22 protein-coding genes, 1 tRNA gene and 1 riboswitch are annotated in these 22,265 nt (G+C 39.2%); of the genes, 20 read left to right on the forward strand and 3 right to left on the reverse strand.

Features of this window, described 5'->3' with window-relative positions; genetic code table 11:
- Nucleotides 1-6 precede the first annotated feature (6 nt).
- Together OS139_RS03160 and OS139_RS03165 are read left to right on the forward strand one after the other, a co-directional pair.
- Nucleotides 7-906, forward strand: coding sequence for an RsiV family protein (locus OS139_RS03160; protein ID WP_002306193.1), 900 nt, complete (start codon nt 7-9; stop codon nt 904-906).
- A gap of 86 nt (nt 907-992) precedes the next feature.
- A complete protein-coding gene (locus OS139_RS03165; RefSeq protein ID WP_002331568.1) occupies nt 993-1,877 on the forward strand; it encodes a polysaccharide deacetylase family protein in 885 nt (294 codons plus the stop codon).
- Between the two features lie 191 nt (nt 1,878-2,068).
- On the opposite strand, the gene OS139_RS03170 is transcribed toward OS139_RS03165, so the two are convergent.
- Nucleotides 2,069-2,140: transfer RNA gene (locus OS139_RS03170), tRNA-Arg, on the reverse strand.
- Nucleotides 2,141-2,199: 59 nt separating this feature from the next.
- Here OS139_RS03170 and rpoN point away from each other — a divergent pair.
- From rpoN to OS139_RS03205, 7 genes are all read left to right on the forward strand, one after another.
- Nucleotides 2,200-3,534 carry an RNA polymerase factor sigma-54 gene (gene rpoN, locus OS139_RS03175; protein WP_002331567.1) on the forward strand — a complete coding sequence of 445 codons (1,335 nt, stop codon included), beginning with the start codon at nt 2,200-2,202 and terminating at the stop codon, nt 3,532-3,534.
- A gap of 148 nt (nt 3,535-3,682) precedes the next feature.
- Nucleotides 3,683-4,774 carry a sugar-binding transcriptional regulator gene (locus OS139_RS03180; RefSeq protein WP_002321448.1) on the forward strand — a complete coding sequence of 364 codons (1,092 nt, stop codon included), beginning with the start codon at nt 3,683-3,685 and terminating at the stop codon, nt 4,772-4,774.
- A gap of 40 nt (nt 4,775-4,814) precedes the next feature.
- A complete protein-coding gene (gene gap / locus OS139_RS03185; protein WP_002292818.1) occupies nt 4,815-5,816 on the forward strand; it encodes a type I glyceraldehyde-3-phosphate dehydrogenase in 1,002 nt (333 codons plus the stop codon).
- A gap of 109 nt (nt 5,817-5,925) precedes the next feature.
- Entirely contained in the window at nt 5,926-7,116 is a 1,191-nt protein-coding gene (locus tag OS139_RS03190) for a phosphoglycerate kinase (protein WP_002295135.1), read from the forward strand.
- 103 nt (nt 7,117-7,219) lie between these two features.
- On the forward strand, nt 7,220-7,975 hold the full coding sequence (gene tpiA / locus OS139_RS03195) for a triose-phosphate isomerase (RefSeq protein ID WP_002292815.1): 756 nt from the start codon (nt 7,220-7,222) through the stop codon (nt 7,973-7,975).
- A 115-nt stretch (nt 7,976-8,090) separates the two neighbouring features.
- Nucleotides 8,091-9,389 carry a phosphopyruvate hydratase gene (gene eno, locus OS139_RS03200; protein ID WP_002331566.1) on the forward strand — a complete coding sequence of 433 codons (1,299 nt, stop codon included), beginning with the start codon at nt 8,091-8,093 and terminating at the stop codon, nt 9,387-9,389.
- Between the two features lie 398 nt (nt 9,390-9,787).
- A complete protein-coding gene (locus tag OS139_RS03205; RefSeq protein ID WP_002331565.1) occupies nt 9,788-10,927 on the forward strand; it encodes an ArgE/DapE family deacylase in 1,140 nt (379 codons plus the stop codon).
- A 66-nt stretch (nt 10,928-10,993) separates the two neighbouring features.
- On the opposite strand, the gene OS139_RS03210 is transcribed toward OS139_RS03205, so the two are convergent.
- Together OS139_RS03210 and OS139_RS03215 are read right to left on the reverse strand one after the other, a co-directional pair.
- Complete coding sequence (locus OS139_RS03210; RefSeq protein WP_325066796.1) at nt 10,994-11,569, reverse strand: ECF transporter S component; 576 nt, start codon at nt 11,567-11,569, stop codon at nt 10,994-10,996.
- A gap of 4 nt (nt 11,570-11,573) precedes the next feature.
- Nucleotides 11,574-12,548, reverse strand: coding sequence for a nucleoside hydrolase (locus tag OS139_RS03215; protein ID WP_002331564.1), 975 nt, complete (start codon nt 12,546-12,548; stop codon nt 11,574-11,576).
- A 23-nt stretch (nt 12,549-12,571) separates the two neighbouring features.
- Nucleotides 12,572-12,616, reverse strand: a riboswitch (PreQ1 riboswitch).
- A gap of 214 nt (nt 12,617-12,830) precedes the next feature.
- Here OS139_RS03215 and OS139_RS03220 point away from each other — a divergent pair.
- The 11 genes from OS139_RS03220 to atpA all read left to right on the forward strand — a co-directional run bounded on the left by OS139_RS03220 (nt 12,831) and on the right by atpA (nt 22,260).
- Nucleotides 12,831-13,799, forward strand: coding sequence for an alpha/beta hydrolase (locus OS139_RS03220; RefSeq protein WP_002289477.1), 969 nt, complete (start codon nt 12,831-12,833; stop codon nt 13,797-13,799).
- Between the two features lie 112 nt (nt 13,800-13,911).
- On the forward strand, nt 13,912-14,190 hold the full coding sequence (locus tag OS139_RS03225; protein WP_002296443.1) for a GNAT family N-acetyltransferase: 279 nt from the start codon (nt 13,912-13,914) through the stop codon (nt 14,188-14,190).
- A gap of 117 nt (nt 14,191-14,307) precedes the next feature.
- Complete coding sequence (secG, locus tag OS139_RS03230; RefSeq protein ID WP_002289017.1) at nt 14,308-14,544, forward strand: preprotein translocase subunit SecG; 237 nt, start codon at nt 14,308-14,310, stop codon at nt 14,542-14,544.
- Nucleotides 14,545-14,646: 102 nt separating this feature from the next.
- Nucleotides 14,647-15,402 (forward strand): alpha/beta hydrolase, encoded by a 756-nt coding sequence (locus OS139_RS03235; protein ID WP_325066797.1) that lies wholly within the window; start codon nt 14,647-14,649, stop codon nt 15,400-15,402.
- A 2-nt stretch (nt 15,403-15,404) separates the two neighbouring features.
- Nucleotides 15,405-17,762 (forward strand): ribonuclease R, encoded by a 2,358-nt coding sequence (gene rnr / locus OS139_RS03240; protein WP_002289014.1) that lies wholly within the window; start codon nt 15,405-15,407, stop codon nt 17,760-17,762.
- Nucleotides 17,763-17,783: 21 nt separating this feature from the next.
- Complete coding sequence (smpB, locus tag OS139_RS03245) at nt 17,784-18,248, forward strand: SsrA-binding protein SmpB (RefSeq protein ID WP_002289013.1); 465 nt, start codon at nt 17,784-17,786, stop codon at nt 18,246-18,248.
- A gap of 301 nt (nt 18,249-18,549) precedes the next feature.
- Nucleotides 18,550-19,269: a F0F1 ATP synthase subunit A gene (atpB, locus tag OS139_RS03250; RefSeq protein ID WP_002289012.1), complete on the forward strand. Its 720-nt coding sequence runs from the start codon at nt 18,550-18,552 to the stop codon at nt 19,267-19,269.
- A 52-nt stretch (nt 19,270-19,321) separates the two neighbouring features.
- Nucleotides 19,322-19,537: an ATP synthase F0 subunit C gene (gene atpE / locus OS139_RS03255; protein ID WP_002289011.1), complete on the forward strand. Its 216-nt coding sequence runs from the start codon at nt 19,322-19,324 to the stop codon at nt 19,535-19,537.
- Between the two features lie 90 nt (nt 19,538-19,627).
- Nucleotides 19,628-20,152: a F0F1 ATP synthase subunit B gene (gene atpF, locus OS139_RS03260; RefSeq protein WP_002289010.1), complete on the forward strand. Its 525-nt coding sequence runs from the start codon at nt 19,628-19,630 to the stop codon at nt 20,150-20,152.
- Entirely contained in the window at nt 20,139-20,681 is a 543-nt protein-coding gene (locus OS139_RS03265) for a F0F1 ATP synthase subunit delta (protein WP_002289009.1), read from the forward strand. The genes atpF and OS139_RS03265 overlap by 14 nt, the downstream gene beginning before the upstream one ends.
- A 22-nt stretch (nt 20,682-20,703) precedes the next feature.
- Nucleotides 20,704-22,260, forward strand: coding sequence for a F0F1 ATP synthase subunit alpha (gene atpA, locus OS139_RS03270; protein ID WP_002289008.1), 1,557 nt, complete (start codon nt 20,704-20,706; stop codon nt 22,258-22,260).
- Nucleotides 22,261-22,265: the final 5 nt, after the last annotated feature.

The raw sequence follows: 22,265 nt of genomic DNA on the forward strand, positions 1-22,265 counted from the left end.
AGTGCCATGTATTCCCAAAAAGAAAATTTAAAAAAACTAAAGAAAACTTATAAAGAACAAGCAATTCCCAAAGGGCTTAAAGAGGAGATCCGCCAGCGTTTTATTATCGAAGAGCAATCATTTATAAAAGCAAGGCGGAGAAAGAGACGTCTCCAAGGGTTCGGAGTATCTTTGGCTATCGTAATGATTACAACAAGTAGCCTTCTTTTTAATAGTCAAGTTCGAAGCTTTGCAGAAGATTTACCCATCTTAGGATCAGTCATTGAATTGATCTTAGGCGAACGCTTTACTGATCGATCTGAAAAAATCGATATTCAGGTACCGAAGATCAATACACAAAATGAGAAAGAAAATAAAACAATTCATGGATTAAATCAAAAATACTTTCGCGAAGGACAAGCAGATTTTGAAAAAGCTGAAAAAGAATATGGAAATTTTGAAACGGATCATTACCAAGTTTTGGGAGATTATCAGAAAATCGTAGACGATAACCGGTTTCTCGTGATTGAAAGGCAGATCACCCAAACAGCAGCAGATAGCCATGTTGAAAAAAGATACGACACAATCGACAAGAAAAACAGTGTCCAGCTCTCACTTCCACTTTTATTCAAAGATGACACCTATCTATCTGTTTTGACAAAAGAAGTCAAACGGCAGATGGCCGAACAAGTCAAGGAAGATCCATCTAAGTACTATTGGACTGAGCAAGATATTCAAGAAGGGACAATAGAAAAACCAACACTTGTTACGCCTACACGAAGTTTTTATTTGAACAAAGAGCATCAATTAGTTTTGACTTTTTCTCAATACGAAATTGCTCCCGGTTATATGGGTACACCAGAATTTGTCATTCCCAAGTCCGTGACAAAAACGATTTTGGCATCGGAAGATTATTTGGATTATTAGACGAGAAGTAGTTGCGACTAGCAGTTTCAATTTTCAAGTAAGTACAAGTAAATAATAAGAAGAGAAAAAGAGAAAGAAGAGATATAGTGAAAAGAAATTACTTAGTTATCAGTATTATTGCTTTATCCATGCTTTTGTTTTTCGAAATTACTTCGGTGGCCTCCTTGGTCACCGAAGTAAAAGGGCAAACACACTCTTCGGAGCATTCGTCACAATCTTTCAAACAATCAGAACAATCAACCTTTAAAAGCCAATCAACTGAAACAGCTAACGTCAAAGAAGCCATTCAAGAATCAGCGGAAAAGGTACAAAGTCAGTCATCACCATCAACACAAGACAGTACAAAAACGAGCCGAGATACGGCTGTCAAAAGCGTCGCAATCAGCTTTGATGATGGACCAGGAGCGACCACAACGCCGCAGCTTCTGCGAATCTTAAAAGAAAAAAACGTGCATGTCACTTTTTTCGTCTTAGGAGAAAATACGGCGCAGCATCCTGAAATCGTGAAGCAGACAGCTGAAGCAGGGCACGAGATTGGCAATCACACATACGATCATCAGAATCTGGCCACTCTTTCTGCCCAGTCGATGACGGAGGAAGTGACGAAAGCAGACACTGAGATCAAAAAAGTCACTGGCAAAACCCCCGCTTTTGTTCGTCCGCCCTATGGTTCTGTCACGAATGTAGGGGCAACGATCATCCAGCGACCGATCATCGAATGGTCTGTTGATTCAGAAGATTGGAAGACAAGAAATCCTGACTTGATTTTGCAGAAGATCCAAGCAACAGTATACGATGGGGCAATTATTTTATTCCATGATATCTATCCTGAAACGATTCGTGCCGTTCCTCAAGTGATCGATTATCTGAAAGAGCAAGGCTGTCGCATCACGACAGTTGGGGATTTATTAGGGCATCCAACGGCTGTCGAGAACTACTATGGTAGAAACGATCATCGGCCAGTTCAGTAAGTGAGACAAGTATCTTTAATAAATAACACATTTTAATAAGTAGTTGAACACATAACTGCCTTACTTGCAAAGGCTTAACAATATCTGTACAGATACAACAAAAAACTGTCCACCAATTTTCTTTGGCGGACAGTTTTCACTTAAAAATAAAGAAGCAACTATTCGTAAATTATGCTAAAATAGCAGTAGAACGCGTCCTGAGGGAATCGAACCCCCGTCTCAAGAACCGGAATCTTACGTGATATCCACTACACTAAGGACGCAAGCACTGGGATAATTGTAACTAAACAGATAAAAAATTACAAGGGGATTGGACAAAAAAATGAAATTTGAGCAAAATTTTTCACAAAAACAGCAGCAGACACAGAAACTAGCCATGACGCAACAGTTGCAACAGTCCATCCAAGTTTTACAATATAACAGTGAGGAGCTGTTGGCATTCGTTGAGAATCAAGCAATGGAAAATCCATTGGTGGAAGTTGTTGAGCCGGAATGGCAGCCAGATTACATAAAAGCTTCTTCATCTTCTTATGAAGGAGAAGAGACAAATTACCTAAATCAGATTCCTGATACAAAAGGGTCTTTATTTGATTCATTGATCGAACAAGTCCATCTGAATTACCGAGATACTTTTTTGAGGAAAATCGTTCTTTATCTTGTAGAATACATCGATTTGAACGGATTTTTGACGATTAGTTTAGAAGAAGCCGGAAAAGAGATTGGAGCTACGCCTATCCAAATGCTCGATGCGTTGACTCTGATTCAGCAATTAGAACCAGCTGGAGTAGGTGCACGTAGTTTGCAAGAATGTCTCATGCTTCAAACAGAACGAGATGATTATGCGCCGGAATTAGCTTATATCGTGTTGGAAGAATGTTTTGAGGAACTGGTGGAGCGAAAATGGAAAGAAATCGCACAACGTTTTTCTGTTGATCTACATGCTGTTCAGCAGATATTCGACTATTTACAAACGTTGAGTCCAAGCCCTGGCCGGATTTTCGACCGTAGCAGCGAATTGTACATTATTCCTGATGTCCGGGTATTAGTGGACGACGATAAAAATGTACAAGTTATCTCAAACCGAAAAAATCAGCCAAATATACGCTTTCAAGAGAGTTACTTCAAACAAATGTCACAACAAGCAGATAAAGAAACTGAAAATTATTTAAAAGAACGGAAACAGGAATTCGAATGGTTGAAGAAAACGATCCTACAACGTGGGGATACAATTTTGCGGGTTGCTCAAGTCATTGTTTCCCGGCAAAAAGCTTTCTTTATCGACAAGGAACGTCCAATCAAGCCTCTTACGTTAAAGGAAGTTGCAACTGAGATAGATGTGCATGAATCCACGGTCAGTCGTGCAGTCAACGGGAAATATTTGGAAACAGATTTCGGTGTATTTGAATTAAAAAAATTTTTCACTACACGAATTCCTACGAATAGTACAGAACAGACAGAAGACCTTTCATCAGATACAGCGAAGAAAAAGTTGCAGGAATTAGTCGATCAAGAAGACAAAAACAAGCCGTTGTCTGACCAGAAATTGGTTGAATTGCTGAAAAAAGATGAGATAGCGATCTCAAGACGAACAGTAGCAAAATATCGTGATTTATTAGGAATCCCGAGTTCATCAAAAAGAAAACGTTATGATAACTAATCAGTCAAAAGACTAGAAAAAGTATTTCACTTTTTCTAGTCTTTTTAGTTGAAAAACGAGAGCAAAACTGTTAGACTTACAGTCGTGAGGTTGAGATTTCCCTTTATTGATGTGAAATTCGAATAGTTAATTTCTTTTTTTATCGTATATGGGTCGTTTTAAGTCTACATTGGACGTAAAGTGTCCAACTAAGGAGATCGCTATGCTGGATGAAATAAAAATGATTGAATCTGTTGCACCAGATATTATCGAAGTGTTGCAAGAACGCTATAAAATTTTACGAAATATCTATTGGATGCAGCCGATTGGACGTCGAAGTTTATCGGAAAGTATGGGGATCACAGAACGAGTATTGCGAACAGAAACAGATCTTTTGAAAAATCTGAATTTGATCGACACCTCAAAAAGCGGTATGACGCTGACAACTAAGGGCGAAGAAGTTTATCAAAGCCTTGAAAACTTCATGGATCAGCTTTTAGGTACGCATCAAACCGAACAACAGTTGGCAGAATATTTTGGTAACCAACGCTGTATCGTTGTTTCAGGAAACAGCGAAGAGCAGACCAAAGTGGCTGATGCATTCGGCGAAGCGCTGAGCGAAGCCCTAGACCGACTACTTCCAGAAGGCGAGAATATCATCGCTGTGATGGGAGGAACTACTATGGCTGTGGTAGCCGAACAATTGTCTAATCTGGAAAATAAGAAACGGCATAACCTGTTTGTCCCTGCAAGAGGCGGGATTGGTGAAGCGATAACTGTACAGGCAAATTCTGTCAGTGCAAGAATGGCTGCTAAAGCAAACGGTAACCACCGTGCACTTTATGTTCCGGAACAATTAAGTCTGGCAACTTACAATTCTTTACTCAATGAGCCATCTATCCAAGAAGTCTTAAACTTGATTAGTGAAGCGAATTGTGTTATTCATAGTATTGGGCGTGCATTACACATGGCAGCACGTCGTAAGATGACTGAAAAAGAATTAGTCATGCTGAAACAAGCAAATGCTGTTGCGGAATCTTTTGGCTACTTTTTCAATGAAAAAGGTGAAGTCGTTTATAAGGTCCCTAGAATCGGCATAGAATTGCAAGATTTGGAAAAAGTCCCGATCATCATGGCAATCGCGGGCGGAAAATCAAAAGCCAAAGCAATTCGAGCTTATATGAAAAATGCACCAAAACAAACGTGGCTCATCACTGATGAAGCTGCTGCAAATGAGATTTTAAAAGGGGTAACCCTTTAAAATAAATATTTTTTTGATTTTCATAAGGAGGAAATCTTAAATGACAGTTAAAGTAGGTATTAATGGTTTTGGACGTATTGGACGTCTAGCATTCCGTCGTATCCAAGATGTAGATGGAATCGAAGTAGTAGCAATCAACGACTTGACAGATGCTAAAATGTTGGCACACTTGTTAAAATACGACACAACTCAAGGACGTTTCAACGGAACAGTTGAAGTTCATGAAGGTTCATTCAACGTAAACGGAAAAGAAGTTAAAGTATTAGCTAACCGCAACCCAGAAGAATTACCATGGGGCGAACTAGGCGTAGATATCGTTCTAGAATGTACTGGTTTCTTCACTTCTAAATCAGCAGCTGAAAAACATTTAACAGCTGGTGCTAAACGCGTTGTTATCTCTGCTCCTGGCGGAAACGATGTTCCAACAATCGTTTATAACACAAACCACGAAACATTAACTGGTAAAGAAACAGTTATCTCAGGTGCTTCATGTACTACTAACTGTTTAGCTCCTATGGCTAAAACATTGAACGACAAATTTGGTGTTGTTGAAGGATTAATGACAACTATCCACGCTTACACAGGTGACCAAATGACTCTAGACGGACCTCATCCTAAAGGTGACTTCCGCCGTGCACGCGCTGCTGCTGCAAACATCGTTCCTAACTCAACAGGTGCTGCTAAAGCTATCGGTTTAGTAATTCCTGAATTGAACGGTAAATTAGACGGAGCTGCTCAACGTGTTCCTGTACCAACAGGTTCATTAACAGAATTAGTAACAGTTCTTGAAAAAGAAGTAACTGTTGACGAAATCAATGCAGCAATGAAAGAAGCTTCAAACGAATCTTACGGATACAACACAGACGAAATCGTTTCTTCAGATATCGTTGGTATGACTTACGGTTCATTATTTGATGCTACACAAACTAAAGTAATGACAGTTGGCGACAAACAATTAGTTAAAACTGTTGCTTGGTACGACAACGAAATGTCATACACTGCACAATTAGTACGTACTTTAGAATACTTCGCTAACTTATAAGATAGACAAACGTACAAGTGTAAATTATAGACATGTACATTTAAAAGCGGGGAAGCAATCGCGCTTCTTCCGCTTTTTTTGATAATAAGTTTATTCAGGAGGAAATAAAATGGCTAAGAAAACAGTGAAAGATATCGATTTAAAAGACAAAAAAGTTCTTGTCCGTGTTGACTTCAACGTTCCTTTGAAAGACGGCGTGATCACTGACGACACTCGTATCAAAGCAGCATTGCCAACAATCAACTACGTTCTAGAACAAGGCGGAAAAGCAATCCTTTTCTCTCACCTTGGACGTGTAAAAACAGAAGAAGACAAAGAAGGAAAATCTTTAGCTCCAGTTGCAAAACGTCTAGGCGAATTATTAGGTAAAGAAGTAACATTCGTACCTGAAACTCGCGGAGAACAATTAGAAGAAGCAATCCGCAACATGAATGACGGCGACGTTGTCGTATTCGAAAATACACGTTTTGAAGATATTGACGGTAAAAAAGAAAGCAAAAATGATACAGAACTAGGTAAATACTGGGCTTCATTAGGCGATGTATTTGTTAACGATGCTTTCGGTACAGCTCACCGTGCGCATGCTTCTAACGTAGGTATCGCTTCAACTGGTATCCCAACAGTTGCTGGATTCTTGATGGAAAAAGAAATCAAGTTCATCGGTGAAGCAGTAGAAGAACCAAAACGCCCAATGATTGCAATCCTTGGTGGCGCAAAAGTTTCTGATAAAATCGGTGTAATCGAAAACTTGATTCCTAAAGCAGATAAAATCTTGATCGGTGGCGGAATGACTTACACATTCTACGAAGCAAAAGGAATCAAGATCGGTAACTCTCTAGTAGAAGCTGATAAAGTAGAACTAGCAAAAGAATTAATCGAAAAAGCAGGCGACAAACTTGTCTTGCCAATCGACAATGTCTGTGCACCAGAATTTTCAAATGATGTTGAAACACAAGTAATCGAAGGAGACATTCCTGATGGTTTGATGGCTTTAGACATCGGCCCAGCATCAGTAAAATTATTTGCTGATACATTACAAGGTGCAAAAACAGTTGTTTGGAACGGACCTATGGGTGTATTTGAAATGAGTAACTTTGCTAAAGGTACAATCGGTGTTTGTGAAGCAATCGCTAACTTAGAAGGCGCAACAACAATCATCGGTGGCGGAGACTCAGCTGCAGCAGCAGAACAATTAGGATTTGCTGACAAATTCACACACATCTCAACAGGTGGCGGCGCAAGCTTGGAATTGCTTGAAGGTAAAGAATTACCAGGACTAGCAGCAATCAACGATAAATAAACGACCAAGTTTGCTCAATTCTGACGAGTAATCGAACAAAAGGTGAAGGGAGTTTTCATGACTCCCTAGCCATTTTTCAATAAATTAAGGAGTGTGTTCCTCAATGCGTAAACCTATTATCGCAGGTAACTGGAAAATGAACAAAACTGCATCAGAAGCAAAAGAATTTGCTGAAGCAGTAAAAAACAAAATCCCTTCAAATGACAAAGTTGATTCAGTCATCGGATCTCCTGCATTATTCTTACAAGAATTAATGACATCAGCTGAAGGTACAGAACTAAAAATCTCAGCACAAAACTGCTACTGGGAAAACTCAGGTGCGTTCACTGGTGAAACTTCACCAGCAGCTCTTGCTGATCTAGGTGTTCATTATGTGATCATCGGACATTCAGAACGTCGTGAATATTTCCATGAAACAGACGAAGACATCAATAAAAAAGCGAAAGCTATCTTTGCAAATGGTATGACACCAATCCTATGCTGTGGCGAATCTTTAGAAACCTATGAAGCAGGCAAAACTGCTGAATGGATCGAAGGACAAATTACAGCTGGTTTAGCTGATCTTTCAGCTGAACAGGTGTCAAACATGGTTATTGCTTATGAACCAATCTGGGCAATCGGTACTGGTAAATCAGCTGACGCACAAATCGCTGACGAAATTTGTGGAGTTGTACGTCAAACAGTTGAAAAACTTTATGGAAAAGAAGTATCAGAAGCAGTTCGTATCCAATACGGCGGTTCTGTAAAACCAGAAAATATTGCTGAATACATGGCAAAAGAAAATGTTGACGGTGCTTTAGTCGGTGGCGCAAGCTTGCAAGCAGATTCATTCTTGTCATTGTTAGACGCTGTAAAATAATTGTTGAAAATTTGCGAAAAATGCAAGAAATGTTTGCACTAATGAGCAAAATTAACTAAAATCGTATATGAGGGAAATCCCTTAGGAAAAAACAAACTCAAAGGAGAGACAAAACATGTCAATTATTACTGATGTTTACGCTCGCGAGATCTTAGACTCACGTGGTAACCCAACAATCGAAGTAGAAGTATACACAGAAAGCGGAGCTTTTGGCCGCGGAATGGTTCCTTCAGGTGCTTCAACTGGTGAATACGAAGCAGTTGAATTACGTGACGGAGACAAAGCTCGTTATGGCGGTAAAGGTGTAACTAAAGCTGTCGACAACGTAAACAACATCATTGCTGAAGCAATCATTGGCTACGATGTTCGTGACCAAATGGCTATTGACAAAGCTATGATCGCTTTAGACGGAACTCCTAACAAAGGTAAATTAGGTGCGAACGCTATTTTAGGTGTTTCTATCGCTGTTGCACGTGCAGCTGCTGACTACCTAGAAGTACCTTTATACCACTACCTAGGCGGATTCAACACAAAAGTATTGCCAACACCAATGATGAACATCATCAACGGCGGATCACATGCTGATAACTCAATCGACTTCCAAGAATTCATGATCATGCCTGTTGGCGCTCCAACATTCAAAGAAGCTCTACGTATGGGTGCTGAAGTATTCCACGCATTAGCTTCAATCTTGAAAGCTCGCGGATTAGCAACTTCTGTTGGTGACGAAGGTGGATTTGCTCCAAACCTTGGTTCAAACGAAGAAGGTTTTGAAGTAATCATCGAAGCAATCGAAAAAGCTGGCTATGTACCTGGTAAAGACGTTGTTCTTGCTATGGATGCTGCTTCTTCAGAATTCTACGACAAAGAAAAAGGTGTTTACGTACTAGCTGATTCAGGCGAAGGCGAAAAAACAACTGACGAAATGATCAAATTCTACGAAGAATTAGTTTCTAAATATCCAATCATCTCAATCGAAGACGGATTAGACGAAAACGACTGGGACGGATTCAAGAAATTAACTGACGTATTAGGCGACAAAGTTCAATTAGTTGGTGACGACTTGTTCGTAACAAACACTCAAAAATTATCTGAAGGTATCGATAAAGGAATTGCTAACTCAATCCTTATCAAAGTGAACCAAATTGGTACATTAACAGAAACTTTCGAAGCTATCGAAATGGCTAAAGAAGCTGGCTACACAGCAGTTGTATCTCACCGTTCTGGTGAAACAGAAGATTCAACAATCTCTGATATCGCTGTTGCAACAAACGCTGGCCAAATCAAAACTGGTTCTCTATCACGTACTGACCGTATTGCTAAATACAACCAATTACTACGTATCGAAGACCAACTTGGTGAAGTTGCAGAATACAAAGGTTTGAAATCTTTCTACAACTTAAAAAACAAATAATTCTTTTCTAATGAAGATACATGATCGACTATTGAAAGATAGTCGAGTATGATCACTTAGTTAAGTAATCGAACTCTCTACTTGCTGAAATATCAGCAGGTAGAGAGTTTTTTTGCAACTAGCTTCTGTATATGATGTTTACAAAGAAAGGTACAAGAAAAGATCATCCTTGAAAAAGGAAAGCTAACAATAACTAGCATCATATAAGAGCTTTTAAGGATAGAACAGTAGAATAAGAATCTATGGGCAAGTCCTCTCGTATAAATAAAATAGGAGGGAAGTAGCAGCATATTTTTCATAAAGTGGCTCTCTTTCTTCATTTTTACTTTGGTTGCTCCTATTTGAAAATTCGAGCACACTCAAATACAATAAAAAGAAATGGCAAGGGAGAGGATTAGATGAAAAAAGAAGAAAAAATCGCGATTTTACAAGAGATCATCCGAATTAAATCAGTGAATGGAAACGAAGGTGAAGTAGCAGCCTATTTGAATAAGCTTTTGGCAAAGCATGACATAACAGGAGAGATTGTTTCTTACAGAGATGGTAGAGATAATTTGATTGCTCGTTACCAAAAGGGCCAATCAGGAAAAGTGTTAGGCCTATCTGGGCATATGGATGTCGTGGCGGCTGGTGATGAATCGTCTTGGACCTATGCACCCTTTGCAGCAGAAATCCATGGGAACCGTTTGTACGGACGTGGTGCTACAGATATGAAGAGTGGCTTGGCAGCAATGGTGATTGCCATGATCGAACTGAAAGAGTCAGGAAAACCATTTAACGGAACAGTCAAATTATTAGCCACTGTCGGAGAAGAAGTGGGTGAACTAGGTGGGGAACAGCTCACGAAAGCAGGCTATGTAGATGACTTAGATGCCTTGATCATCGGAGAGCCAACCAATTACAGTTTGATGTATACGCACATGGGATCAATCAACTATACAGTCACCTCGCACGGAAAAGAAGCGCATAGCTCTATGCCAGACCAAGGTTATAATGCAATCAATCACCTAAATGAATTCATTACGAAAGCAAATGCTGAAATGAATCACCTCGCTGAAACAATCGAGAATCCTGTCCTAGGAAAAACAATCCATAATGTTACATTGATCAGTGGCGGGAATCAAGTCAACAGCATCCCAAGCCATGCGCAGCTCCAAGGGAACATTCGATCGATTCCAGAATACCCAAATGATAAAATCATTGCATTGCTGAAATCAATCGTCAATGAATTGAATCAAGAGACAGACTATCATTTGGAATTGATGATCGATTACAACAAAATACCTGTCAAAGCTGATCCAGATTCTCCTTTGATTCATTGCATTCAGCAACAATTCAGCCAGCCATTACCTTTGGTTGGAGCGGCAGCAACAACGGATGCAGCCGAATTTACGAAAGCTAACCATTCCTTCGACTTTGTCGTCTTTGGGCCTGGTGTCGTTACTTTGCCTCATCAAGTAGATGAGTATGTTGAAATCGATAATTATTTGAATATGATCGAAAAATATCAAGGAATTATTTTATCCTACTTAGCGTAAGATTTTTTTAATAAATGAAAAAACAGAGCCAGATTAGCATTATTTCGCTAATCCAGCTCTGTTTATTCAGCCTGTTTTTCTTTTTGAATATATCAAGCGTTGTGGCAACATAGTGATGACTAATGAAACAACGACGATAGACAACAAACGATCAAGGTAGTCTGTACCTGCCTGTACCAAGATCACACTTGTTGTCTGACTTAAACCTAACCCATGTAATAGCTGAACGATCATACTGGATCCTGAGGAGGTGATCCCGCCAAATAACTGAACGGTAATGATCGAAGAAACGATCGTTCCAGGTACCGACAAAATCAAAGCGAGTAATAACAGTTTCAAGCTGTTTTTATCTTTGCCGAGATATCTTGGCAAAATCAATCCAGCAAGCAAGCCTGTGAGAATTTGGATTGGCGAATAATACAGAGAAAAAATATCTGTAGTCACTCCACTTAAAATACCGCTGGACAATCCTGTCAGCATTCCAGGTACAGGCCCAAGCAATGCACCAGCAAAAATCGTTCCGATAGAATCGAGATAGATTGGCAAACGAAGCCATAAAGCAATCGTTCCTCCAATATAATTGATCCCAATACACAAAGCCATCACTGTAAGTACGCGAGTTGCCATTTTGTTTTTATTCATTTTGTTAGCCCATCTTTAACCTTTCCAAATCTTTCATAATCGTTTCTTCTTGTGCATTTAAAAGAACGGTTAAAAACTTTTGGAAAAAAAGACGAGTATCTACTTTTGTCATAATTTTACTGTTAGCAGGTTTCTGCCAAAATTCATAACGATCAACCAATGTTTGTCCACGACTTATTCCTTGAGTTTCCACAGCAGTGAAGCTTTTGAAACCTTCACAGATGGCCCCCTCGATAAAATAAGCAACAGCTAACGGATCATTGATGACACATCCTAAAATTCTTTCTTGTTTCCAGTGGAAGTCAAAATAAAAACGAGTGATCGCTTTTAGATACTCTCCCTCTTCAGGATTCATTTGACAGCAGTATTCGAGGATAGTCGGTGTCAAGACGATTTCTCTTGTCACATCTAACCCAACCATTTCTATCGTTTGTTTGAGATTCTCGAATACATAAGAAGCTGCTTCAGGATCACACCAGTAATTGTATTCAGCAACTGGCGAACAGTTACCATGGCTTTTGTAAGTTCCACCCATCGAGACAAAACGTTCCATATGTTTCCCAAGATTTGGGTTGACTTTCAAAGCAAAAGCGATATTGGTCAAAGGACCCAAAGCAATGACTGATGTATTTGTCTTTTCTTTGAAATAATCAGCCAAAAAATCAACGGCATGGAGAGGTTCTGCCTGTTTTCTCAAGATCATCGGGAAATTTGTTTCCCCTAAACCATCCATACCATGAGTGTCTTGTGCACTGATGAAAGGTTGCTTCAAAGGTTTTTCCATTCCTTGATAAACAGGAATGTCTAAACGATCACAGCGTTCCAGGCATTTCAGCACATTCTGCGTACCTATATCTGCAGGGACATTCCCACAAACTACGGTAATAGCAACTACTTCGATATCAGGGGATTTGACAGCTAATGATAAAGCTAAAGTGTCGTCGATCCCTGGATCGCAATCAATAATTACTTTTCGCATTATTTCCAATCTCCTTTCTTTAGAGATACTTAGTTTTTTATTCTGGGAAGTTTCCGAACCAGTCCAAGACGAGCGTCTTGATTATAATGCACGAAATTAGTATACTGGCTTTTATTGCGAATGTAAATGCTCTCTTACAAGTAAATCTATTGAGGAGAGCTTTAAGTAAATGATACAATGAAAAAGAAATGGAATTTACGTGTGCCGAAAATAAAGAATTCTATGGATCGGTACATTGGATAATAGATAGATTATAGTTTGGCAGAAAGCGGCGGGTGTACAATGGTTATTTTTTATTTCATTCTTATTCTGATAATTATAGGGATCAGTTACCATTTTCTTTCTTATTTTTATGCAAAGAAATTAGTAAGAGCGGGAGTACAGAGAGGATATGACTGGTATGAAGACACTGGTCATCGTTTGATGGACCCTGCTGCAGTCACGTCAGTAGAAAAAAAACGACAAAAATTAGAAGAAGAGTGTGAAAGCTTTTGGGAGCAGGGAACACCCAAAACAATCAAAAGTTATGACGGGTTGAAACTAGCTGGTCAGATGTTCATTCATCCAAATAAGCAGAATAAATGGGTCATTTGCGTACATGATTACCGAAGCACAGGGAAAAGAGACATGTCTCATATAGGTAAAAGATATGCAGAGAAAGGATTCAACGTTCTTGTACCTGATTTACGTGCGCACGGAGAAAGTGAAGGAGAAATCATCGGAATGGGATGGCTAGATCGGCTAGATTTAATTGCCTGGATCCAACTCATCTTAGATGAACAGCCGAATGCGTCCATTATTTTACACGGCGGATCAATGGGAGCTTCTACGATCATGATGGCAAGTGGTGAAAAACTTCCATCAGCGGTCAAAGGATTTATTTTAGACAGCGGATATGTTTCTGTTTATGCAGAATTCCGATATATGTTAAGTAAAATCACTGTCTTTCCTAAAAAAATGGTCATGAGATATGCGAATCATTATGCCCAGAAATACGCCGGTTACTCCTTAAAGCAAGCATCAGCTACGAGACAGCTTGGCAGCAATCATCTGCCTTTATTAGTCATCCATGGTGAAAGAGATCATTTTGTCCCTACAGAAGCAGCGTACACGATTCAAAATGCTACGGCAGGGGATAAAGCACTGCTGCTTGTTCCAGAAGCAGAACACTTGGAAGCATCGATGAAAGATCCGAAAACCTATTGGACAGTGATTTTTTCATTTATTGAACAAAGAATAACGATGAATTAATTTTCTCTTCTTTTTTGTAAGTAATTCGAGGATAAATAATTGTTTATAGATCAGGAGACTGCTAAAATAAGGTAGGAATAAAAAAATATCAGTTATTTGAGGAGTGCGGCATATGGAAATCAAAGAAGAAAAAAATCGTCTTGCTTTATTCAATGATGAACAACAAGAGATCGGAGAAATGACATGGTCAGATGCGGGCCCAGACATCATGATCATTGACCATACATTTGTAGATCCAGCATATCGTGGTCAAAAGTTAGCTGAAAAGCTAGTGTATACTGGAGTAGAATTAGCAAGACGAGACGGGAAAAAGATCATTCCTTTATGCCCTTATGCAAAAAAAGAGTTTGAAAAGAAACCAGAATATCAAGACGTCTTACGTCAGTCATAAGAATAACAGCTGAAAGTTTTGAACTTTCAGCTGTTATTCCATTTATATAGAGTTGTCACGGACTTTTATCTATGATAAAGTTAAAGTGACGATATCTTTTGGGAAGGAGGCTGCGATATGTATAATTTAATTTTGGGAATCGTGATCGTTTTATCGATTGTTATGGTCATTGCGATTATGATGCAGCCAAGCAAGCAAAATAGTGCAGCGAGTGCATTTACCGGCGGTGCGGATCAACTATTCGGCAAACAAAAAGCTCGCGGCTTTGAAGCTGTCATGCAGCGATCAACTGCAGTTATGGGAGCTATCTGGATGATCTTATTATTTGTCCTAGCATATTTATCTTCGAAGTAGTTGAATAAGCCTCTCGCAAAACGGCGGGCGGCTTTTTTTATTGCAAAGAGAACGCTTAAGAAGAAGTTATGAAAGAAACTATGGTAAAATGAGGCGAAAGAGGTGAGACGAGTGAGACAATTACCAAAACACCTTTATGCAAAACATGGAAAGCGAGCGGTTTTGCTGCTTCACGCTTACTCAGGAAGTCCAAACGATGTTCGAATGCTCGCACGATTTTTGGAAAAAGCAGATTATACAGTTTATGCGCCGCTTTTTAAAGGACACGGAACAATGGAGCCATATGATATCTTGCAAGAAAAAGCAGAAAGCTGGTGGGCAGACACTAAAAAAGCCATCCATTTTTTACAGTCTGAGCAGTTTTCTGATATTGCCGTATTAGGATTATCGATGGGCGGCATCTTTGCTGTACGAGCACTAGAAGAAGAATCAGTGATTGGCGGCGGTTTTTTCTGTTCGCCTTTGTCTCCTGTAAAAACAAACGTGCCTGAAAACTTTGAAAAATACGTACGTCAAGTGCTGAAGACAGCAGGTAAATCAGAGAAAGAAATCAATGAAAAAGCAGTTGCTTACCGCTCGTTAGCTGAACAACAATTAATGGATATACAAGATCAGGCAGCAATCGTAGAAAGTAGGTTGTCAGATATCCAACAGCCGATATTTTTAGCTCAAGCTGGGAAAGATGAAATGATCGACCCTAATGGCGTATTTGAAACTGCACGCAAGTTGAGCCGTCAGCGAGTGACACTTCAATGGTATCCTGAAAGTGGTCATGTGATTACAGTTGGTACAGCAAGACGCGAATTAGAAAAAGACGTCTTGGAATTTTTAGAAAAATTACCTTGGAATGAGGAATAAATATGACAAAAGAAACGATAAAAGAGAAAATTCTCTTTTTCATGGAAAGCAGTCGCAAACGCAGTTTTTCTATGGAAGAAATCGCTGAAGGTTTAGGGTTCCAAAAAAGCGATGATTTTAAATTACTAGTACAAACGATTGCTCAAATGGAAAGAGAACAGAGTATAGTTTTCAATAAAAAAGGAAAAGTGAAACTTCCTTTAAAACCAATCTTGATCGAAGGAACATTTCGAGCAAATGAACGAGGATTTGGATTTGTAACGATTGATCCCGAAGAAGATGACATCTATATCCCAAAAGAAGCGACTGGTTTTGCAATGGATGGAGACACCGTAGCAATCGATATCATGAAGCGAGCAAATACAGATATGGATCGCGGAGCAGAGGGTAAAGTAGTCGAGATTCGAGACCGGGCGACTACTCAGTTAGCAGGGGAATTCGTTGCTTATTCAGAAGAAGAAATACAAGAAACAGATCTTTACGGCGTTGTTATCCCGAAAGATAGAAAGCTCAACCAATTTAAAGTATATGCAGCAGCAGAGGGAGTTCGTCCAGTTGACGGAAGTATTGTGCTGATCGAACTGACCCATTACCCTGAAAAAGGGTATGCGACTAGTTTAGAAGGGATAATCAAGCAAGTGATTGGTCATAAGAATGACCCTGGCATGGATATCCTCTCAATTGTCGTGGCTAATGGTATCCCTACGAAATTTCCTGATGATGTATTGTCTGAAGCAGATGAAGTTCCAGATCAAATCAGCGAAAAGGATATAACTGGACGTAGAGATTTAAGAAATCAGCTCATTGTTACGATTGATGGAGAAGATGCAAAAGATCTAGATGATGCAGTTACGGTTAAAAAATTAGATAACGGTAATTATTTTCTTGGAGTACACATTGCAGATGTTTCTTACTATGTGACACAAGGCAGTCAATTGGACAGAGAAGCATATGAAAGAGGAACAAGTGTATATTTGACTGATCGAGTAATTCCGATGATCCCGCAACGTTTATCGAATGGTATCTGTTCACTGAATCCCCATGTTCCAAGGCTGACCATGAGTTGCGAAATGGAGATTGATCCAAATGGACAAGTAGTCTCTCATGATATTTTCCCAAGTGTGATCCAAACAACAGAACGGATGACCTACACAGCTGTCAATCAAATCTTAGAAGATCAAGACGAAGAAACGATGCAACGCTATGCTCAGCTCGTACCTATGTTCCAAGAAATGGGTGAATTGCACCGAATCCTTGAAACGATGCGAATCAAACGTGGCGCGATTTCTTTTGAGGATCGCGAAGCGAAAATCCTTGTTGATGCTGAAGGACACCCAAATGACATCCAGCTAAGAAGCAGAGGAATTGGTGAACGCTTGATCGAATCTTTCATGCTTGCGGCCAATGAAACGGTAGCTGAACATTATAATAAATTAAATCTGCCGTTTATTTACCGAATCCATGAACAGCCAAAAGAAGAAAAAATGCAGCGCTTCTTTGATTTTGCTTCAGCTTTGGGCATTCTGGTCCGAGGAACGAAAGGAACGATCACACCAAAAGATTTACAGCATGTGATCGAAGGAGTAGAAGACAAACCAGAAGCTGCAGTTATCAATACTATGTTGCTAAGAAGCATGCAACAAGCACGCTATTCAGAAGACAATTTTGGGCATTATGGCTTAGCGGCAGATTACTACACACACTTTACATCTCCTATTCGACGTTATCCCGATCTAATCGTCCATCGTCTGATCCGTTCTTACAGTGAAGATAAAAGTGAAAGCAATCAAAGTTCGTGGGCTGCGGAACTTCCTGAAATTGCAGATCATAGTTCTAAGATGGAACGTCGTGCAGTAGAAACAGAACGTGAAGTAGATTCCATGAAGAAAGCAGAATTCATGATGGACAAAGTGGGAGAAGAATTCGATGGGATCATCAGCTCTGTTGTGAAATTCGGCCTGTTTATCGAACTGCCGAATACAGTAGAAGGATTGATCCATATCAATGAATTGAAACAGGACTACTTCCATTTTGTTGAAAATCATTTAGCTCTTGTAGGTGAAAGAACTGGTCTGACTTTTAAAATCGGACAGAAAGTGCGAGTAAAAGTAGTCAAAGCTGATCCAGATGAACGAGCAGTAGATTTTGAACTTGTTTCCGCAGAAGAGGTTACAGCGTTGGAACGGCCAAAAACACGAAATGGAAAATCAGGAAAACGCGAAGGAAAACAAGCAGGAAAACGCCCAGAAAGAAATGGCAAGAAGAACAAACGATATAGCGATAGTAAGCAAACGTTCGGTAAGAAAAAAGGGAAGAAGCCATTTTACAAAGGTGTTAAAAAGAAGAAAAAGAAAAAATAAAATGAGTTGGAGGAAACAGCTATGCCAAAAGGCGAGGGAAAATTAATTGCACAAAACAAGAAAGCTCGCCATGATTATTCGATCATCGACACGATGGAAGCAGGGATGGTCTTGCAAGGAACCGAGATCAAGTCGATACGAAACAGCCGGATCAATCTAAAAGATGGATTTATTCGCGTCCGCAACGGAGAAGCTTTCTTGCATAATGTTCATATCAGTCCTTATGAACAAGGAAATATTTTTAATCATGATCCGTTGCGCACGAGAAAGTTATTATTACACAAAAAACAAATCATCCGTCTTGAAAATGAATTGAAAAATACTGGGATCACTGTTGTTCCTTTAAAAGTCTATATTCGTAACGGCTATGCCAAGGTATTGATTGGTCTGGCAAAAGGGAAAAAATCGTATGATAAACGGGAAGATTTGAAACGAAAAGATATCGATCGACAAATTGATCGAACATTAAAAAATTTCTCTAGATAATTTCATTATCCTTTTTCGCATATTCGGTGCTTTTGCTTTTACTTAATGATAAAATTTGTTAGCATTTAATCTGATAAAACATGATTATCATAGGTTTTTTCTTAGATCAGGAGCACCGTGTATAAAGAAAAATTCGCTTCGTTTTTGACTGAAATAAAAAAGTGTCTAATTTTCATGAAAATGTTTTGAATTTTCTGTTTCATGGTGGTATGATACCGTGTGGTTAGAAACCGATTGGAAAAAACCAGATACGCACATGAATTGATTTTATGTGAATTTCGGGGAAAAGAGGTGAAATGGATTGGATGAACGCTCGCTAACGTTCCACATTGGACCAATTTGGTTTGATGGTACAGTTTGTATAATGGTGTTACTGACCTGTTTGATTGTTTTCTTCTTAGCTTACTTTTTTACAAGAAATCTTAAGTTGAAACCAACAGGCAAACAAAATGCGATAGAATGGGTCATTGATTTTAGTCGAGGAATCGTAACAGATAATCTGCCTAGAAAAGAATTGAGCAATTTCCATTTGTTGGCATTTACATTGTTTTTATTTGTTTTTGTTGCAAACAACATCGGTTTAGTAACAAAAATCGTTTTACCTAACGAAACAACACTTTGGAAAAGCCCGACAGCAGACCCGTTTGTTACTTTAACTTTGGCATTTATAATGATCTTACTTACTCACTTATTTGGGGTGAAAAAGTTAGGCTTCAAAGGATATTTCGTAAATTCGTTCTTGAAACCATATAGTTTTATGTTTCCGATGAAACTGATTGAAGAATTTACAAACTTATTAACACTTGCTTTACGTCTTTATGGGAATATTTATGCGGGGGAAGTTTTGCTAACCTTGATTGCAAAAATGGTAATAAGCTTAGGCTGGTTCTCATTGCCGTTAGCAATTCCATTAGAGATGGTCTGGATTGCATTCTCCTTGTTTATCGGAAGCATCCAAGCATTTGTCTTCGTTACTTTATCTATGGTTTATATGAGCCATAAGATTGAAGTGGAAGAATAATATTCGTTTTAAAAACAAACTACTATTTATCTAATTTAGGAGGAAAACAATTATGAATTATATCGCAGCAGCAATCGCAATCATGGGAGCAGCAATCGGAGCCGGTTATGGTAACGGTCAAGTTATCTCTAAAACAATCGAATCAATGGCTCGCCAACCTGAAATGTCTGGTCAATTCCGTACAACAATGTTTATCGGGGTAGCTCTAGTCGAAGCTGTTCCTATCTTAGGGGTAGTTGTCGCCTTGATTCTAGTTTTTGGTGTTTAATTGAATCAGTATTAAGGCAGAAACAATTTGGTTTGTTACTGCTTTTTTACATGAAAACTAGAAGTACTTCAAAGAAAGGAAGGCTCGCCTATGCTGAATCAATTGGCAATTGCAGAAGTTGGCAATGCGATGTTAGGAAATGTCATCGTTGTCAGCGGCTCATTTTTGATACTACTGGCTCTCTTGAAGCATTTTGCTTGGGGACCAATCAGCGATATTTTGAAAAAACGTGAAGACAAGATCGCCAATGATTTGGATTCTGCAGAACAATCTCGCATCAACTCAGCGAAAATGGAACAAGAACGCGAACAACAATTGTTAGCCTCTCGTTCTGATGCAGCTGATATCATCAAAAATGCGAAAGAAAGTGGAGAATTAAGCCGCCAAAATATTTTGAAGGATGCTCAAGAAGAAGCAGCTCGTCTAAAAAGTAAAGCCCAAGCTGATATCACTGTAGAACGTGATTCAGCGCTGAACTCTGTAAAAGACGATGTTGCAGAACTATCTCTTCAAATCGCGGAAAAAATCTTGAACAAAGAATTATCTCCAGAAATGCACGAATCATTAATCAATCAATATATCGAAGGTCTAGGTTCTTCAAATGAAACTAGATAAATATACAGTAGGAAGACGTTACGGGAAAGCTTTATTTGAACTGGCGATCGATTCAAATCAAGCAGAAGAAATCTATCAAGATCTCGTAAGCTTACGTCAAATCTATGAACAAGTACCTGGATTAGGTAATATGTTAAGTGATGTTCGTCTAGAACCTCATGAAAAACGAGAAATCATGGACAAGCTTGTTAGTGGCTATGATGGAATCGTTAAAAACTTTTTAGAAGTTGTTTATGCGTATAACCGGATGGATGATCTTTTGTTCATGATCGAAGAATATGAACGTCGATATGATGAACATCAAGGTTTGCTGTTGGGAAGTGTCACAACAGCAGTTCCACTTTCAGACGAACAACGAATACAATTAGAAAAGAATGTTGCAAAAACAATGAACTATCAATCAGTCGAATTAAAACAAATCGTTGATTCTTCTATTATTGGTGGCGCGATTGTTGAAGCTAACCATCGAGTAATCGACGGAAGCATTCGCACGCAATTAGAAAATATGCGTAATCAATTAAATAGATAGTACAAAGAGGTAGGTGAATCGAATGGCCATCAAAGCAGAAGAAATTAGTGCCTTGATTAAAGAACAAATTGAAAATTATCAAAACGTGCTTTCAGTCGAAGAAATCGGTACCGTAACTTATGTAGGTGACGGGATCGCTCGTGCACATGGTTTAGAAAACGCGATGAGTGGTGAGTTGCTTGAATTTTCAAATGGCTCATACGGAATGGCGCAAAACTTAGAATCAAATGATGTAGGTATCATTATCCTTGGCGATTTCGAGTCCATTCGTGAAGGAGATAAAGTAAAACGAACAGGAAAGATCATGGAAGTTCCAGTTGGAGAGGCCTTGATCGGACGGGTAGTTAATCCGCTAGGTCAGCCAATCGACGGACTAGGTGAAATCGTTACTGACAAAGCTCGTCCAGTAGAAGCAATGGCACCAGGCGTTATGCAACGTAAATCTGTTAACGAACCAATGCAAACAGGTCTAAAAGCAATCGACGCTCTTGTACCAATCGGACGCGGCCAACGTGAATTAGTTATCGGTGACCGTAAAACAGGGAAAACTTCCATTGCGATCGATACGATCATCAACCAAAAAGGTCAAGATATGATCTGTATCTATGTAGCAATCGGACAAAAAGATTCTACAGTTCGTACACAAGTTGAAACATTGAAAAAATATGGCGCAATGGATTACACAATCGTTGTGAATGCCGGTGCGTCTCAACCAGCGCCGTTGCTTTATATCGCACCATATGCTGGTACTGCAATGGGTGAAGAGTTCATGTACAACGGGAAACATGTCTTGATCATTTTTGATGATCTTTCAAAACAAGCTGTTGCTTATCGTGAACTTTCCTTGCTACTTCGCCGTCCACCAGGTCGTGAAGCTTATCCAGGGGATGTTTTCTACTTACACTCACGCTTATTGGAACGTGCAGCAAAATTAAGTGATGATTTAGGTGGCGGTTCAATGACTGCCTTACCATTTGTTGAAACACAAGCTGGAGATATCTCTGCTTATATCCCAACAAACGTTATTTCGATCACTGATGGACAAATCTTCTTAGAAAGCGACTTGTTCTACGCAGGTACTCGTCCAGCGGTTGATGCCGGACTATCTGTATCTCGTGTAGGGGGTTCTGCGCAAATCAAAGCAATGAAAAAAGTTGCTGGGACTTTACGTCTAGACTTAGCAAGTTACCGTGAATTAGAAGCATTTACACAATTCGGTTCTGACTTGGATGCAGCAACACAAGCAAAACTAAATCGTGGACGCCGTACAGTAGAAATCTTGAAACAAAAATTGCATGCACCGCTAGCTGTTGAAAAACAAGTAGTGATTTTGTATGCTTTGACACATGGATTCTTAGATAGTATCCCTGTAGACAGTATTTTAGACTTCGAACATGAATTATTCGAATATCTGGATACCAATCATTCAGATATCTTTGAAACAATCCGTACAACAAAAGATCTTCCAGAAGAAGAAGCGTTGAACAGTGCGATTCAGGAATATAAAGACATGTTCTTAGCTACAAAAGGAAATAATTCCTCTACAGAAGATAAATTGAAATCCATTCAAAATGCATAGTGAGG

Source organism: Enterococcus sp. E4-223 (assembly GCF_035727065.1).
Taxonomy (GTDB): domain Bacteria; phylum Bacillota; class Bacilli; order Lactobacillales; family Enterococcaceae; genus Enterococcus_B; species Enterococcus_B faecium.

Coding starts and splice junctions, on each gene's coding strand:
- OS139_RS03190 (WP_002295135.1), top strand. CDS start 5,926: ATGGCTAAGAAAACAGTGAAAGATATCGATTTAAAAGACAAAAAAGTT.
- gap (WP_002292818.1), top strand. CDS start 4,815: ATGACAGTTAAAGTAGGTATTAATGGTTTTGGACGTATTGGACGTCTA.
- OS139_RS03210 (WP_325066796.1), bottom strand. CDS start 11,569: ATGAATAAAAACAAAATGGCAACTCGCGTACTTACAGTGATGGCTTTG.
- atpE (WP_002289011.1), top strand. CDS start 19,322: ATGAATTATATCGCAGCAGCAATCGCAATCATGGGAGCAGCAATCGGA.
- rnr (WP_002289014.1), top strand. CDS start 15,405: ATGACAAAAGAAACGATAAAAGAGAAAATTCTCTTTTTCATGGAAAGC.
- OS139_RS03220 (WP_002289477.1), top strand. CDS start 12,831: ATGGTTATTTTTTATTTCATTCTTATTCTGATAATTATAGGGATCAGT.
- secG (WP_002289017.1), top strand. CDS start 14,308: ATGTATAATTTAATTTTGGGAATCGTGATCGTTTTATCGATTGTTATG.
- OS139_RS03180 (WP_002321448.1), top strand. CDS start 3,683: ATGGGTCGTTTTAAGTCTACATTGGACGTAAAGTGTCCAACTAAGGAG.
- OS139_RS03265 (WP_002289009.1), top strand. CDS start 20,139: ATGAAACTAGATAAATATACAGTAGGAAGACGTTACGGGAAAGCTTTA.
- atpF (WP_002289010.1), top strand. CDS start 19,628: ATGCTGAATCAATTGGCAATTGCAGAAGTTGGCAATGCGATGTTAGGA.
- OS139_RS03160 (WP_002306193.1), top strand. CDS start 7: ATGTATTCCCAAAAAGAAAATTTAAAAAAACTAAAGAAAACTTATAAA.
- OS139_RS03205 (WP_002331565.1), top strand. CDS start 9,788: ATGAAAAAAGAAGAAAAAATCGCGATTTTACAAGAGATCATCCGAATT.
- atpA (WP_002289008.1), top strand. CDS start 20,704: ATGGCCATCAAAGCAGAAGAAATTAGTGCCTTGATTAAAGAACAAATT.
- OS139_RS03225 (WP_002296443.1), top strand. CDS start 13,912: ATGGAAATCAAAGAAGAAAAAAATCGTCTTGCTTTATTCAATGATGAA.
- eno (WP_002331566.1), top strand. CDS start 8,091: ATGTCAATTATTACTGATGTTTACGCTCGCGAGATCTTAGACTCACGT.
- smpB (WP_002289013.1), top strand. CDS start 17,784: ATGCCAAAAGGCGAGGGAAAATTAATTGCACAAAACAAGAAAGCTCGC.
- tpiA (WP_002292815.1), top strand. CDS start 7,220: ATGCGTAAACCTATTATCGCAGGTAACTGGAAAATGAACAAAACTGCA.
- OS139_RS03215 (WP_002331564.1), bottom strand. CDS start 12,548: ATGCGAAAAGTAATTATTGATTGCGATCCAGGGATCGACGACACTTTA.
- rpoN (WP_002331567.1), top strand. CDS start 2,200: ATGAAATTTGAGCAAAATTTTTCACAAAAACAGCAGCAGACACAGAAA.